A 15,086-nucleotide genomic window follows, 5' to 3' on the forward strand; every position below is an offset into this window, starting at 1 on the left:
GCCTTTCTGTATGGAAACGGATAGCTTCTTACTGCTCAACTCGGCGAATACGCAGTTTACGCTGCTTCACATAAGTTTTGCTTAAATCTTGGAAGACATTGTCCGGCATCCCTTTTGGCAATTCAACTGTACTGTGATCATCAAACAATTCAATTCGGCCTATATACTGACTTTCAATATTAGCTTCATTGGCAATTGCACCCACAATATGCTTAGGTTGAGCACCATGATTACGTCCAACTTCAACCCGATAGCGTTCCATTGGAACATTCGCAGTCGGTTGATTACGACGCCGTTCACCTCGGCTATGTACAGCAGCAGTACGACCTTGGCTCTGCCGCGGCCGACGAACTCGAGCATTAGATGAATCTTGAGCGGGTGGCTCTGCTACTTTTAATGGACGAGATCCCTGCGCGATCATCAGTAATTTGGCGGCCAACTCTTCCATTGAACCATCATTTTGTTCCGCTAAATCTCGGACCAATTCCTGATAATCAGCCAATTTTTCAGATTCACCCAGCTGCCCCAAATGCGCATTAAAACGCTCTAAACGGCGATGTTCTAATTCTTTAGCTGTAGGTAATTGAATTTCTTCAATTTTCTGACGAGTTGCCCGTTCAATCTGGAATAACATTCGTTTTTCACGGCGTGCTACAAAAAGCACCGCTTCACCGGAACGTCCTGCCCGACCTGTACGGCCAATACGATGCACATAAGCTTCAGTATCAAAAGGAATATCATAGTTTACAACTAAACCGATACGCTCAACATCAAGGCCACGCGCAGCTACATCGGTTGCAATAACAACATCAATTTTGCCATTTTTTAACTGTTCAACGGCACGTTCACGCAAGTTCTGACTCATATCACCATTAAGAGCCTCACTACGAAAACCTCTCGCTTCCATCGCACTGGCTAACTCAACAGTGGCCTGTTTTGTCCGAGCGAATACGATCGTTGCGTTATCTTGCATTTCAACAATACGCGCTAATGCTTCTTGCTTAGAATAGCGATTGACCATCCAGTAGCCCTGCTTAATATTGGCCACCGTTTCTGTTTTCTCCGCGATCTTAATCTCTTTTGGATCGCGCATATATTTTTTAGTCAATTTTTTAATGACTGATGGCATTGTCGCTGAAAACAATGCAGTCTGACGTTCCGCAGGTGTTTGTGCCATGATGGTTTCAACATCATCGATAAATCCCATGCGCAACATTTCATCGGCTTCATCAAGAACCAACGCTTTCAAACCATCTAATTTTAATGATCCGCGTTCAATATGATCAATCACACGCCCAGGAGTCCCTACAATAACCTGACTCCCCCGACGTAATGCCCGCAATTGCGATCCGTAATCCTGACCGCCATAAAGAGCAAGAATTTTTAAATGAGGAATTTGTTTTGCATATTGTTCGATTGATTCGGCCACCTGCCCGGCAAGTTCGCGAGTTGGAGCCAAAACCATTAATTGTGGGTGTTTTACATCCACATCAATACGTGCTAATAAAGGCAGAGAAAAGGCAGCAGTTTTGCCGGTTCCGGTCTGAGCCATGCCAAGCACGTCGTGACCGTCTAGCAGTAATGGAATCGTCTGTGCTTGAATTGGGGATGGTTCAGTATAACCGAGCTCGGCAACCGCCCTTAAAATCTCTGATGGTAGTGAAAATTGAGCAAAGCCTGAACAAATGTCAGTCATACTGTGCATACCTTTCGTGATAAAAGGGAGGCACTATACGCGTTTATCTGACGAATGTCTCCCAGAATTTGTTTAAATCATGTTACTAACCAATAGTGCATTGATTATTCAGCGGATTTTGTTGGCTCATCTGCATGTTTTGCGGCTGTTTCGGTAAGCATGGTCTGCAATTCACCAGCGCGGAACATCTCAAGAATGATGTCACATCCCCCAACAAGCTCGCCTTCAACCCATAATTGAGGAAAAGTTGGCCAATCTGCATATTTAGGCAATTCAGCCCGAATATCGGGATTTTGCAGAATATCGACATACGCAAATCGTTCCCCACACTGCATCAAAGCTTGAACAGCTTGAGCAGAAAAACCACAAGCCGGAAATTTCGGGGAACCTTTCATGTAAAGTAAAATCGGATTATCACCAATCTGCTGTTTGATTCGATCAATGGTCTCCATAACAACTCCATCTATTAATTTGATTGTAATTATCTATTGTTCAATGCTAATGAAAAGCTATTATTATGTTGCTATTCCAAAGCGGCTCGACAGGCACATACGTTGACTATAGCAAATTTTACACGGCGTTTCACCCTGTTGATCTACATCAATGATTTTTGATCAAAAATATTGTAACAGCACTACTTTTATTGATAGACTGATACGTGTTTATTATCAAAATAACAGCATAAGTCATTCATATTCGCAATAATTTGTGCCCGCGAATGATTCTGACTTTATAAGCATGGAGAATTATCATGGCATTTGAATTACCAGCATTACCTTATGCAAAAGATGCATTAGAACCTCATATCTCAGCAGAAACTCTCGAATACCACTACGGTAAACATCACCAGACTTATGTTACAAAACTGAATTCATTAATCGAAGGTACCGACTTCGCAGGTAAATCTTTAGAAGAGATTATCAAGTCATCTACTGGCGGTATCTTTAACAATGCAGCCCAAGTATGGAACCATACATTCTACTGGAATTGCTTGGCTCCTAATGCAGGTGGCGAACCAACCGGTGAACTGGCAACCGCCATTGTTGCAGAATTTGGTTCAATTGCAGATTTCAAAACTAAGTTCAATGAAAGTGCAGCAGGTAACTTCGGTTCAGGTTGGACTTGGCTGGTTAAAACAGCTGAAGGCAAACTGGCTATCGTAAATACCAGCAATGCTGCTAACCCATTAACAGATGGCGTAACTCCGTTACTAACTGTGGATGTATGGGAACATGCCTACTACATTGATTACCGTAACTCTCGTCCTAACTATCTGAATGGATATTGGGAACTCGTGAACTGGGAATTTGTTGCTGCTAACTTTGCAGGCTAATCACGCCAATAACAGCACATTCTAGAAGACCAGCTATACGCTGGTCTTTTTTATAGCTCATTTTTCTGAATATCGCTATGCCCCAAATCTCGTTGGGGATCAATAATATCGCGAATCCGCTGCTTAATTTCCTTAGCTTCCGGGAAACGGCCTTGTTCTTTTCGACTCCAGATGAGTTCATCATCCACATAAATGTCAAAACCTCCTCGCAAACCAGGACACAAAGCCACTTCACCCAAAGCGTCATCGAATGTAAATAAAAGCTCCTGAGCCAACCAAGATGCCCTTAATACCCACCGGCACAAATTACAGTAATGAATGGCAACCCGAGGTTTACTAGGTACCGAATTTTCACTCATAAAATATCCTTACTTATTTGATCGACCCGTTGCTGAACCCGTTTTGCCGAGATCGGAAATGCAGTCCCTAATTGCTGGGCAAACAAACTAACTCGCAGTTCTTCAATCATCCAGCGAATTTCTGACAAATACACTTCATTTAGTGGATGATTTATCAACTTACTGGCAAGCCCCTGATAAGCATCAATCGCAGGCTGCAATTGGATCATGGCTAATCGATCCTTGTTACTATCAATGGGTAGTTTTTCCAAACGACGTTCAGTCGCTTTCAGATAACGCTGCAAATCTTTCATCTTAGCAGCTCCGGTTTTCACAACGAACCCTCGATAAATCAACTGATCCAACTGGGATTTAATATCACTAAATGCCATCACTTGATCAAATGCAACCCGTCCTTTCATCCGCTTCGTAATTTGATAATGAAGCGACAAAACCTGTTCCACATCGTGTGCTAAATCCAGTGTGGTATCGGCAATTTCAGCCCGTACATGTTCCCGAGCTTGTTCAAATTGCACATGATTTCGGATAGATGCAGCATCAACCAACAGATCAATCGCCGCCATGATACAATCATCCAATAAGACGTCGATCTTCCCAAATGGATTAAAATATAATCCTAATTTAGTTTTGTTCGGTAACTTCTGTTGTAAGTATTTCACCGGTGACGGAACATTGAGCAATAAAAGCCGACGAACGCCAGCAACGTGACTGGCTTTCGCGCGTTCAGGCCGATCAAAAACCTGGACATCCACATGCTCTTTTTGATCCACCAGCGCCGGAAAACTTTTAATTGTCAGCCCATTTTGCTTTGACTCAATCTGTTCAGGTAAAGCAACTGAAGGCCACTGCTGAAGCGATTTTTCCTCAATATTCGCGCTTCGTGCCGTTTTATTGAGTTGCTCGGTAACGCGGCCTTTTAACTGATGCTGCAACGATGTTAAATCACGCCCCTGAGCCACCAATTTTCCCTGATCAATAATCTTGAAATTCATCCGTAAATGATCGGGAAGTTGCGTATCATCCCAGCTTTCAGGATCGATACGAACGCCTGTCATACGTAATAACTGATGCGCCATTGCATCAACCAACCGTTGATCTGAGTGAGCGGGCAATGCTTCGATGCATGCTTTCGCATAATTGGGGGCCGGAACAAAATTACGCCGTAAACTCTTCGGAAGAGATTTGATCCAAGCGATCATTAACTCTTCACGAAAGGCGGGGATCAACCAATCAAAACCTTGATCGTCTACCTGATTAAGCATAGGTAACGGGATCGTTACTGAGATCCCATCATCCATCTGATTTGGTTCAAAAACATAGCTTAGAGGTAATCGCAAACGCCCTTGGGCCCATTCATCCGGATACTGAACCGCAGTTACAAATTCAGCGTCATGCCGCATGAGCATTTGTTTCTCAAAATTTAACAGCTCAGCATCTTGATATTGCTGTTTTTTCCACCAGCGCTGAAAATGCCGGACGGACACGATATCATCAGGAATCCGAGCGTCATAAAATTCAAATAAGATCTGATCATCAACCCGTACATCCCGGCGACGACTCTTATGTTCGAGATCTTCAACTTCTTCCAGTAAGGATTGATTCGCTTTTAAGAATTCCGGTTGATTTCGCCACTGCCCCTCAATCAATGCACTTCGAATAAAAATTTCTCGGCTCATTGCCGGATCAACCGAGCCGTATTGACAAAGCCGCCGCGTGACAATAGCCAAACCAAACAAGGTTTGAGTCTGATAAGCCATCACAGTCCCTTGTTTTATCGACCAATGCGGCTCGCTATAACTAATTTTGACTAAATGACGCGCCAGCTTTTCCAACCATTCAGGTTGGATCGATGCCACATCCCGAGCAAATAAGCGCGACGTTTCAACCAACTCGGCACTCATAATCCATTTAGGTGATTTCTTAGCTAACGCCGATCCGGGGAAAATAACAAATCGAGTATTGCGAGCCCCTAAGTATTCCCGCTCTTTATCTCGAAAACCAATATGGCTCAACAACCCCGTCGCCATCGCCTGATGAACGGAATCATAGTCAGCACCTTGTTGGCTCACCCGAAGTCCTAATTCTATGGCAACCTGACGCAACTGCTGATAAATATCTTGCCATTCCCGAATCCGTAAATAGGATAAAAATTCCTTTTGGCACATTTTACGATACTGATTATGAGTCAGTTCCTGTTGCTGCTTGCGCAGATAATCCCACAGGTTTAAATAACTCACAAAATCCGACGCTTTATCAGCAAATCGTTGATGCTGTTGATCTGCGGCCTGCTGCGCTTCCAAAGGTCGTTCCCGTGGATCTTGAATCGACAACGCAGCACAGATGATCATCACTTCACGAACGCAGCCGAATTCACCTCCAGCGAGGATCATCCGTGCCATTCGAGGATCAACCGGCAACCGAGCCAACTGATAACCCAATGCCGTTAACTCAATACTCGGTGACGAATGACCGGTTCTTGGTTTTAAAGCCCCCAACTCTTCGAGCAGATTAATTCCATCACTGATACTGCGTTGCTCCGGAGGATCAATAAATGGAAAACTCTGAATATCACCGAGACGCAAAGAGGCCATCTGCAAAATAACCGATGCCAAATTCGTACGACGGATTTCCGGATCCGTAAACTCAGGGCGACCATTAAAATCTTCTTCTGAATACAGCCGTATACAGATCCCTTCGGCAACACGTCCACAACGTCCCTTCCGTTGGTTCGCACTCGCCTGTGAGATCGCTTCAATCGGAAGCCGTTGAACTTTTGCTCGGGCACTATAGCGACTAATGCGGGCCGTTCCCGGATCAATAACATACCGAATCCCCGGGACCGTTAAACTGGTCTCGGCAACATTGGTTGCCAACACGATTCGCCGGCCTCGATGGGCAGCAAAAATCTTGTTTTGTTCAGCATTTGAAAGCCTAGCAAAAAGTGGCAAAATCTCTGTATGCGGAAGCTGACGGCGACGTAACCAATCCGCGGTATCTCGGATCTCTCGTTCACCATTCATGAAAATCAAAATATCACCGACTTTTTCTCGATACAATTCATCAATTGCTTCATCAATAGCATCAATGAGATCTCGGTCTTTCCCCCCTTCAGCGACAGGCCTATAGCGAGTTTCTACCGGATAAGTACGACCTTCAACCAACAACATCGGTGCCGAATTAAAATGCTTTGAAAAACGTTCTGGATCAATGGTGGCCGATGTAATGATAATTTTTAAATCGCGGCGTTTGGTTAAAATATGACGTAAATAACCTAGAATAAAATCAATATTGAGGCTTCGTTCATGGGCCTCATCGATAATCAGGACTTCATACTGACTCAAGAAACGATCCTGTTGCAACTCAGCCAGCAAGACCCCATCGGTCATCAGTTTAATCAGGGTATTCTCCCCAATTTGATCGGTAAATCGGATTTTATAACCGACCTGTTCACCAACGTTAACCTTCAATTCTTCTGCTAACCGAGTTGTGACACTGCGCGCAGCCAATCGTCGAGGTTGAGTATGGCCAATCAAACCTTTCTGGCCTAATCCCAACTCCAAACAAATTTTAGGGAGCTGAGTTGTTTTACCCGACCCGGTCTCACCAGCCACAATCACAACCTGATGATTCGCGATAGCTTCCGATAACTCGTCCTTGCTACTGACAACAGGCAATTCTAGTGGATAATCAATTTCCGGGACCAACGCACGACGCCGCGCGACTTCATCCATTGATCGCTGGATTTGTGCAGCCAAACGCTCCAGTGCGGATGTTTGTTGTGACTGGGGAGAACGCTGAATTTTGCTTAACGATTGCTGGAAACGATAACGATCTTTACACAGAACCTGGGACAATTGTTCTTTTAAACGAGTTAGTTGCGATTGCAAGTCAGATACCTCTACACTCATGCAGATCGCAAATGCTAACAATTATTAACGACGAAACCAACTGCTTATCAGTTTCTCATCGGTGAGGAATAAAGCATTCATCCAATTGCTTGGCAAATGCAATGAGCATTTCCCGACGTGTGATCATGCCCACTAGTCGATTTTCCGCTACGACAGGGTACATTTTAGGCTTATCCCCTATAGCCATTTCAGCCAACGTCAGTACACTCATATCCGGTGAAACCGACAGTACATTTTTATGCATAATGTCACAGGCCAATGACACCAATTCACAGTGATAAGTCTCATCCAACAAATGCGCCAAGCAGTCTTTTTCAGATATCCAACCTAATAAATGTCCTTCGTCATCACAGACCGGTCCTCCAAGTTGCTGGTGTTCTAGTAATTGCTGGACCACTTGGGCGAGTGATTGCTGCGGATGAAAGATCAATGGTTGTTGCTGCATATAATCCCGAACGAGTAAAGAAATCATCATCATCTCTCCGATATAGCCCACGTCTATTTCAGTGTAGTCAGATTTAATCTAAGTGCCAAAATCCCTTTCTATTCCATTTATTATCTGGGTTAACCTTTTTGTTTTACACGTCCCCAAAAATAAGAGGGTCACAAAAGTGTCTCGATTTTTTATTCGACGAAAGTAAATAAATCGTATATGATTATTCACGCGTTTAGTTACTTTTTGCTGTTTTACAGCTGCTACGCTTTAGTAATACCCTCCGCAGTTCTCCCAATTGCGGAGGGCTTTTTACGAAATCCATTCTCAGGTGCCTTAACCGGTAACATCTGTTAGCATAAATTCCTCGTTATTTTCATTTGGCTTTATAATGACTGATTCATTGTTGTTTCATGATTATGAAACTTTCGGCACCTCTCCTGCGTTTGATCGCCCGGCTCAATTTGCGGCCATCCGAACTGACTTAGAATTAAATCCAATTGGCTCACCAATTGAATTATTCTGTCAGCCAGCAGATGACTATATCCCAAACCCGGAAGCCTGCCTCATTACGGGTATCACGCCCCAACAGGCCCTGCAAAAGGGAGTTAATGAAGATCAGTTTATTCATACGATCAACAACCACTTCAGTCAGCCGCAAACTTGTGGTGTGGGCTATAACAGCATTCGCTTTGACGATGAAGTCACCCGCTACACCCTATATCGTAATTTTTATGACCCATATGCGAGGGAATGGCAAAACGGGAACTCCAGATGGGATCTCATTGATGTCGTCAGAGCCTTTTACGCATTACGGCCCGAGGGAATTAACTGGCCTGAAGATGAAGATGGACATCCCAGTTTTCGACTGGAAAAATTAACGGCGGCCAACAATTTGGCCCATGAAAATGCACACGATGCTCTTGCCGATGTTCGGGCCACCATTGATCTGGCAAAATTGCTTAAACAAGCCCAACCCAAGTTATATGATTTTGCCTTTAGTTTACGCGACAAACGCCGTGTCACTCACTTTTTAGATATTGTGAATCTAAAACCCATTGTACATGTTTCAGGCATGTTCGGAGCATCTCAAGGATGTGTCTCCTGGGTGGTTCCAGTCGCTTGGCATCCAATCAATAAAAATGCCATGATTGTCATTGATCTAAACCGAGATATATCTCCACTTTTGGAACTAGATCCTGAGCAGATCCGCCAACGTCTTTACACAAAAAAGGATGAATTATCTGCCGATGAGCTCCCGATCCCAGTCAAACTCATTCATATCAATAAGTGTCCATTTGTCTCCCCAGCCGGATCCCTCACCGCGGAACGCGCCGAACAATTAGGATTAGATCGAAATCAATGCCGTCAGGGACTCAATCAGCTTCAGGGCCATCCAGAAATCCGGGATAAACTCACCGAAGTTTTTCAACAACAGCATCCGCTTTCGGATCAAGCATCTGATCCCGATGGCGCGCTTTATCAAGGATTTATCAAGCCTTCAGACAAAGCCCTCATGGAGATTTTACACAGTACAGTTCCCGACGGGATCTCAAAAGATGCCTTTGTGTTCGAAGATCCAAGACTCAATCAATTGTTGCTCCGTTATAAAGCGCGGAATTTTCCTTATGCATTAACCGAAAGCGAAACCCGACAGTGGCAAGCCTATCGACAATCCGTCTTATCACCATCCAAACTTGAACAGCAGATGTTAAATTTAGAAATATTGGTGGAACAACATCAGAATACTCCAGAAAAAATGGCCATATTGAAAGCCGTCTATCAGTATCTACAAACGCTCTGAACCAAGAAATTGATCGTCATCTACTGGCGATCAATTTCTCTTAAAAATACATGCGGCAGATCACAAAAAAAGTTACAATTGCCCCACGTTTAAATCAACCCGCTACTGCTAGTCAGTATTCTCATGTTACTGTCATTTATTCGATTAATTCGAGACTTTGTCATCATCTATGCATGCCTGTTAATTGGCAAAGGAATTGCGGCTTTATTACCGATAACATTTCCTGCCAGCATCATCGGCTTGTTAGTTCTCTTCCTGTTGCTCTCACTTCGGATCATTCCGGCTCGTTGGGTTGAATTCGGAGCAGAAAAAATATTATCTGTCATCGCCTTGTTTTTTATTCCACCCGGAGTTTCGGTCATTCAGGATCTTACAGATATTCGGTTATTTGGTTGGCAGTTAATTATTGCAATGGCGCTGGCGTGGATAGCAATGGTTGTCAGCATTACCTTTTTATTTCAGAGGATGGAGAAAAAATGATCTGGTTACTTTTCCCTCTGACCCTTGTCATTTATTATTTGAGTGTTCGGCTTTATCGCCGTTTCCCTAATCCGCTGCTGGCACCTTTTTTGGTCAGTCTGGTCATTATCATCGCCATTCTTCTTATTTTAGGGATCAGCTATCCCAGCTATGCCAAAGCAACTAAACCACTCACTTTTTTACTTGAACCGGGGATTGTCGCTTTAGCTTACCCACTATTTACATCACTTGCAGAAGTTCGCCGGCAATTTATTCCTATTATTACCTGTGTTCTAGTGGGGGCAATTGTCGGAATTATCGTGAGTGTCGGGGTCTTGTATCTACTTAAAGGGAATGCAGTCATGCTCGCCACTATTGCGCCCAGAGCCGTCACCACCCCAATTGCAATGGAAGTCTCAAAAACATTGGGCGGCAAACCTGGATTAACAGCTAGTTTAGTGATTATTGCCGGATTATTTGGTTCTGTAGGTGGTTTCCCACTTTTCAAATTACTCAGGATCCATTCTGAAGCGGCAATGGGAATGGCTTTGGGAAGTGCAAGCCATGCTTTAGGTACAGCCAAAGCAACCGAAATTAACCCCAAAATTGCCGCATTTAGTTCTATTGCATTAATTTTAAGTGCAATCGCTACCGCTTTGCTCGCACCTGTGATTCAATTAGGTATTCATTGGCTCACGAAGAGTTAGCTTATGCATCCATCTCATCTAAAAATTGAATCTGTTACTTTAAAAGAAAATATAAAACAAGCTTGGCAGGATATTATGGGGCCTGCCATTTGTTCCCACCTGACCGCACCACAAGTCCAACAACTTACCCAACGTTGCCAGTTGAGTTACACTGAATTAGCCCAACACCTGTTGCCTATAGCTGCTCAATATGCCGTCACGCCGATCTCCCAATTTAAAGTAGGTGCCATTGTCATCGACGAGCATCACCAATTTTTTATGGGGGCAAATTATGAACGAACTCAAGTTCCGCTGAATCATACCCTTCATGCAGAACAAGCCACATTATTTAACGCCATTAGTCATGGTGCTGGAAAACTACAACATCTGATTGTATCGGCAGCGCCTTGTGGTCATTGTCGTCAGTTCATTAAAGAATTTTCGGAGTCATCTGAACTCACCATTCAAATTAATGCACAACAATTTGACTTTGAGCAGTTGCTTCCATTTGCATTTGGCCCAGATGATCTTCATGTCTCTGCATCGATTACCTCTCATACCCAATCGATGTCGCAAACACCAGAGCAACTCGCTCATTATAGTTATGCTCCCTACAGTGGGTGTTTGATTGGTTTAAAAGCCTTACAAGCAGGGACACCACTGGCAGTCAGCTGGTACATTGAAAATGCCGCATTTAATCCCTCGGCATCCCCGATAACGCTACTCTTATCACAGCTTCAACTACATGGATATACATTGGCTCAGATAGATACCATTCAGATAGCCACTAACCAATCCGCGATTAGCTTTAAGAATGAATTAGACTCGATGAAAGAACATCATCCTCAGATAGCCTTTGAAATGAAGCAATTTTAAACAGACATTATTCACCAGTAACATATTCATACTCTGCTATAAAGATTATGGCAGAGTCTTTTTCAGCTTTATTTTTATAAAAGATATTATTAATTTCACAAATAAAGTATAAAATTTTATTTGATATAAAAAAGTAGGACTATATACTAATCATGAACTTGCATGATACAATCATTACTTCTGACCTATAATCATAAAAAACTGCTTTTTGCATCTTTGACGTTTCTATATACAAGGCTTATTTCATTACCATGCTTGAAGAACTGGCACTTGGTGGGTTACTTTTTAGTCCTTTAATCGTTTTTGCTCCTGTTGCTTTCCTTTTGGCCATAGTAACTCGATTAATACTGCATAAATTAAACCTGCATCAAAAAATCTGGAAAGTGGCGTGGTTTGAAGTCTCACTATTCGTGTGTTATCTGGCACTAGTCGTCTATTTGTTCGGGAGATAATTCAAACTATGGCTAAACCACAATTACGTATACTAACGACTATCGTTGTTGTTATTGCAGCGATTCTGGCTGGCTACTGGGTATGGAACTATTATCTCTACTCCCCGTGGACTCGTGATGGACGGATCCGAGCTGAAGTCATTACTATTGCTCCAGATGTATCCGGTTGGGTCACACAACTCAACATTGTCGATAATCAGGTCGTCAAACAAGGCGATGCTCTTTTTAGTGTTGATCCCACACGCTATCAAGCTATATTAGCTCAGCAACAAGCCAATACCGAAAACCGGCGCTATACTTGGGAACTCAGTAAACATCGCTATGAACGCCGTAAGCAACTGACCGATAAAGAAGCCATTAGCCAAGAAGATCTGGAGACAGCTCGGATTAATATGGCACTCGACAAAGCGAATTACGATTTAGCGCTCGCCCAGCTTCAAAGTGCACAAATCGACCTACGCCGGACCCAAATTGTAGCACCGGAATCAGGCCACATTATTAACCTGACCTTACGGCAGGGAAATTATGTCACCCAAGGCCATCCTGTTTTAGCGATTGTGAAAAAAAACTCATACTATGTCACAGGCTATTTTGAAGAAACAAAGCTCCCACTAATCCATATGGGACAAAAAGCATTAGTGACACTCATGAGCGGGGGTCAACCGCTCCCGGGTCATGTGATTAGTATCGGTCGAGCCATTGCGAACAGCAATACGGCCAGTAACAACGAATTACTGCCTCAAGTTCAGCAAACCTTCAACTGGGTTCGGCTCGCACAACGCATCCCTGTTGACATTAAACTCGATAGCATTCCCGAGCATACCATTCTTAGTGCGGGGATGACTGTCTCTATTCACTTGAAAGATTAAAAAGGAATATCGGGTGGGTATTCTGAACTATTTTTTAATGCCTGATCGTCGATCAGTTATTTATGCACTTCGAGGCGTAATCTCAATGGCAATTTCTTTGTTTATTGCCATGTATTTAAATCTCGATCGACCTTACTGGGCACTTATTTCCGCAGTTTTTTTACAATTTCGCCCAGAAAGTGGACTTGTGATTGAAAAAGCTATCTGTCAGGTGGTTGGAACACTCGTGGGTGGGATCGTCGGGATCATTATCCTGAATACGCTAATGGGTTTCCCCATCCTTGCCATTATTGCGGCCGGATTATGGATTGGATTCTGCTCCACGATGTCGGCTCTAGTCCGACGAATTAATTTTATTTATGCCTATGCGATGGCAGGTATTACTTCAACCATTATTATCATCTTAGTCGTCGTCCAGTGGCCTAATATCAATAGTCAAACGGTGTTTACCATTGCACAAGCCCGAATGAGTGAAATTATTATCGGTGCTGTCTGTGCCGCAATTATCAGTCTCCTCTTCTGGCCCAGCAAGATTAAAGATCACCTGATCACTCAGGCCAATACGGTCGCCAATCAAACACTGAGCTACTTGTCCGTAGAGCTCGCCGATGAAGCTTCTCACGAGGCCCGCCATCAATATATTGATAAGATTTTGCAATCACTCACTGAACTCAGCGATGATTCTTCCGGTGTCGTTTTCGAGGGACCCAATGGAGCCGGGCATCTGCGTGCAATCAATCTATTTTGTAATAAAATACTGACGCTGCTGGCAACCATCCAAATTTTTGGGCGACTCAAACGAGAACATCCAGAGCTACTGACTCAAAGCTTAACCAAGCTGCTCGAAAAAATGCAGTCCAACTTTTATGATATCCGACAATCCAATGACTTCGAATATTGTTACCAATTAGCCCAAAAACAGCGGCGGATGATCGCCGAGTATCAACTATCAACGATTCCACAGACGGCTCTCGAAGCTCGCCTACTTAAAGTTGCACTAGAATTTGCCTCAGACTTAACGATGGTTTTAAAAGCCTACCGAGCCATTGAAGAACCGGACAATACACTGCTGCGTTCCCCCAGCCTTAGAACCCATCGAGATATTTATGTCAGCCTAACTCGCGGCTTTCGAAGTGCACTTAGCTTTTGGATTGGTTCTTTTATCTGGTTTGAAACCAGTTCCTCTGCGGCGGTGATGCTCATGCTCTTACCCGTTGTCTTTTCAATTATGATGGCTCGAATGCCCTTAATGTTGGTATCAATGGTGCTTCGACGACTACTCATTGGTGTCTGTATCGCTATCCCTGTCACTATTTTCTATGACTTATCATTACTGATACAAAGTGGGGCTTATTTTGAAATTCTGATCCTGATTTTCGCCGGCCCATTATTTATTGGGTTACTTTGTCTGGCCAACCGACCGACCATGCCTTACGGTATTGGCTTTTCAATTACTTATATTGTCTTAGTCCGCCCAAGTACGAATATGTCCACTTCGTTTTCAATTGATTACACATTAAGTGCCGCATTGGGTATTTTTGTTGGTGTTTTCATGCTGTATTGGTTGTTTCAGCTAATCACCGGACCCAGCCGACAATTGCTACAATATCGACTGGTCAAAGCAACTTATAATGATTTAAAACATATTCCTGATCATCCCCATCCCAAAAACTGGTTTAATCAACATATGGGAGACCGGCTATTACGTATTGTGAATTCTGATCAAAACTCTAAGAGTCGAGCCCTCACTGATCTAGGACTCACGGGTCTTAATCTAGGCCATATCTCGATTCGGTTATCTCGTTATATCAGTCAACTTTCAGGCACTTTATTGCGGCCCCAACTTAAAAACTGGCAAGATGCATTAGCCGATGCTTTTCTGGCTTGTTCCCAAGGAGAAACTGCCCCCCAGTTTGTCACAGCTTGCGACACATTGGTTTCGGCACTGGTAGCCATTCAAGGAGAGAATGCACAAACGGAACTGATTAAGGGTTCTTTTGAGCGTATTCAACTCACCTTCGAGCGAACAGCCCGACTATTTCAACCGGAGCAAACCATTAGCCAATCTTCATCAAGCTAGGCTAGAGTTCTCCTCGGTTGCCCCTTATAATGGCGCGTGATCCAGTCCTGCAGCAAGGAGCTGGAAAAACTATGTCATATATATATAGATAGATTAGGAAATTCGGTGGCCATATAAGTCACCACACCATC

At 43.5% G+C, this 15,086-nt stretch carries 13 protein-coding genes; 8 read left to right on the plus strand and 5 right to left on the minus strand.

Going from position 1 to position 15,086, the window contains the following annotated elements; translation table 11 throughout:
• Positions 1-28 precede the first annotated feature (28 nt).
• Positions 29-1,696, minus strand: coding sequence for a DEAD/DEAH box helicase (locus ABUE20_RS07530; protein ID WP_408619264.1), 1,668 nt, complete (start codon positions 1,694-1,696; stop codon positions 29-31).
• Between the two features lie 104 nt (positions 1,697-1,800).
• On the minus strand, positions 1,801-2,148 hold the full coding sequence (locus ABUE20_RS07535) for a Grx4 family monothiol glutaredoxin (RefSeq protein WP_408619265.1): 348 nt from the start codon (positions 2,146-2,148) through the stop codon (positions 1,801-1,803).
• Positions 2,149-2,447: 299 nt separating this feature from the next.
• Between ABUE20_RS07535 and sodB the strand changes: the two genes are divergently transcribed.
• Positions 2,448-3,029 carry a superoxide dismutase [Fe] gene (sodB, locus tag ABUE20_RS07540; RefSeq protein WP_408619266.1) on the plus strand — a complete coding sequence of 194 codons (582 nt, stop codon included), beginning with the start codon at positions 2,448-2,450 and terminating at the stop codon, positions 3,027-3,029.
• 50 nt (positions 3,030-3,079) lie between these two features.
• Here sodB and ABUE20_RS07545 read toward each other — a convergent pair whose 3' ends face one another.
• The 3 genes from ABUE20_RS07545 to ABUE20_RS07555 form a co-directional block, all read right to left on the minus strand.
• Positions 3,080-3,388, minus strand: coding sequence for an Rdx family protein (locus ABUE20_RS07545; protein ID WP_408619267.1), 309 nt, complete (start codon positions 3,386-3,388; stop codon positions 3,080-3,082).
• Positions 3,385-7,275, minus strand: a complete 3,891-nt coding sequence (hrpA, locus tag ABUE20_RS07550; protein WP_408619268.1) for an ATP-dependent RNA helicase HrpA — start codon at positions 7,273-7,275, stop codon at positions 3,385-3,387. Before hrpA ends, ABUE20_RS07545 begins: the two co-directional genes overlap by 4 nt.
• A gap of 76 nt (positions 7,276-7,351) precedes the next feature.
• Complete coding sequence (locus tag ABUE20_RS07555; RefSeq protein WP_408619269.1) at positions 7,352-7,771, minus strand: CBS domain-containing protein; 420 nt, start codon at positions 7,769-7,771, stop codon at positions 7,352-7,354.
• 349 nt (positions 7,772-8,120) lie between these two features.
• Between ABUE20_RS07555 and sbcB the strand changes: the two genes are divergently transcribed.
• The 7 genes from sbcB to ABUE20_RS07590 all read left to right on the plus strand — a co-directional run bounded on the left by sbcB (position 8,121) and on the right by ABUE20_RS07590 (position 14,955).
• Entirely contained in the window at positions 8,121-9,533 is a 1,413-nt protein-coding gene (sbcB, locus tag ABUE20_RS07560) for an exodeoxyribonuclease I (protein WP_408619270.1), read from the plus strand.
• 123 nt (positions 9,534-9,656) lie between these two features.
• The gene (locus ABUE20_RS07565) at positions 9,657-10,013 is read left to right on the plus strand and encodes a CidA/LrgA family protein (protein ID WP_408619271.1); all 357 of its coding nucleotides are present in this window, start codon (positions 9,657-9,659) and stop codon (positions 10,011-10,013) included.
• On the plus strand, positions 10,010-10,699 hold the full coding sequence (locus ABUE20_RS07570; protein WP_408619272.1) for an LrgB family protein: 690 nt from the start codon (positions 10,010-10,012) through the stop codon (positions 10,697-10,699). The genes ABUE20_RS07565 and ABUE20_RS07570 overlap by 4 nt, the downstream gene beginning before the upstream one ends.
• A 3-nt stretch (positions 10,700-10,702) precedes the next feature.
• Positions 10,703-11,554 (plus strand): cytidine deaminase, encoded by an 852-nt coding sequence (gene cdd, locus ABUE20_RS07575; protein ID WP_408619273.1) that lies wholly within the window; start codon positions 10,703-10,705, stop codon positions 11,552-11,554.
• Between the two features lie 251 nt (positions 11,555-11,805).
• Positions 11,806-12,006, plus strand: a complete 201-nt coding sequence (locus ABUE20_RS07580) for a DUF1656 domain-containing protein (protein WP_408619274.1) — start codon at positions 11,806-11,808, stop codon at positions 12,004-12,006.
• Between the two features lie 8 nt (positions 12,007-12,014).
• Positions 12,015-12,875 carry an efflux RND transporter periplasmic adaptor subunit gene (locus ABUE20_RS07585; RefSeq protein ID WP_408619276.1) on the plus strand — a complete coding sequence of 287 codons (861 nt, stop codon included), beginning with the start codon at positions 12,015-12,017 and terminating at the stop codon, positions 12,873-12,875.
• Between the two features lie 37 nt (positions 12,876-12,912).
• On the plus strand, positions 12,913-14,955 hold the full coding sequence (locus ABUE20_RS07590) for an FUSC family protein (RefSeq protein WP_408619326.1): 2,043 nt from the start codon (positions 12,913-12,915) through the stop codon (positions 14,953-14,955).
• Positions 14,956-15,086 lie beyond the last annotated feature (131 nt).

The organism is Celerinatantimonas marina (assembly GCF_046054165.1).
GTDB lineage: Bacteria > Pseudomonadota > Gammaproteobacteria > Enterobacterales > Celerinatantimonadaceae > Celerinatantimonas.

Coding starts and splice junctions, on each gene's coding strand:
- ABUE20_RS07535 (WP_408619265.1), bottom strand. CDS start 2,148: ATGGAGACCATTGATCGAATCAAACAGCAGATTGGTGATAATCCGATT.
- ABUE20_RS07565 (WP_408619271.1), top strand. CDS start 9,657: ATGTTACTGTCATTTATTCGATTAATTCGAGACTTTGTCATCATCTAT.
- ABUE20_RS07545 (WP_408619267.1), bottom strand. CDS start 3,388: ATGAGTGAAAATTCGGTACCTAGTAAACCTCGGGTTGCCATTCATTAC.
- ABUE20_RS07590 (WP_408619326.1), top strand. CDS start 12,913: ATGCCTGATCGTCGATCAGTTATTTATGCACTTCGAGGCGTAATCTCA.
- ABUE20_RS07570 (WP_408619272.1), top strand. CDS start 10,010: ATGATCTGGTTACTTTTCCCTCTGACCCTTGTCATTTATTATTTGAGT.
- ABUE20_RS07555 (WP_408619269.1), bottom strand. CDS start 7,771: ATGATGATTTCTTTACTCGTTCGGGATTATATGCAGCAACAACCATTG.
- ABUE20_RS07530 (WP_408619264.1), bottom strand. CDS start 1,696: ATGACTGACATTTGTTCAGGCTTTGCTCAATTTTCACTACCATCAGAG.
- sbcB (WP_408619270.1), top strand. CDS start 8,121: ATGACTGATTCATTGTTGTTTCATGATTATGAAACTTTCGGCACCTCT.
- cdd (WP_408619273.1), top strand. CDS start 10,703: ATGCATCCATCTCATCTAAAAATTGAATCTGTTACTTTAAAAGAAAAT.
- ABUE20_RS07580 (WP_408619274.1), top strand. CDS start 11,806: ATGCTTGAAGAACTGGCACTTGGTGGGTTACTTTTTAGTCCTTTAATC.
- sodB (WP_408619266.1), top strand. CDS start 2,448: ATGGCATTTGAATTACCAGCATTACCTTATGCAAAAGATGCATTAGAA.
- ABUE20_RS07585 (WP_408619276.1), top strand. CDS start 12,015: ATGGCTAAACCACAATTACGTATACTAACGACTATCGTTGTTGTTATT.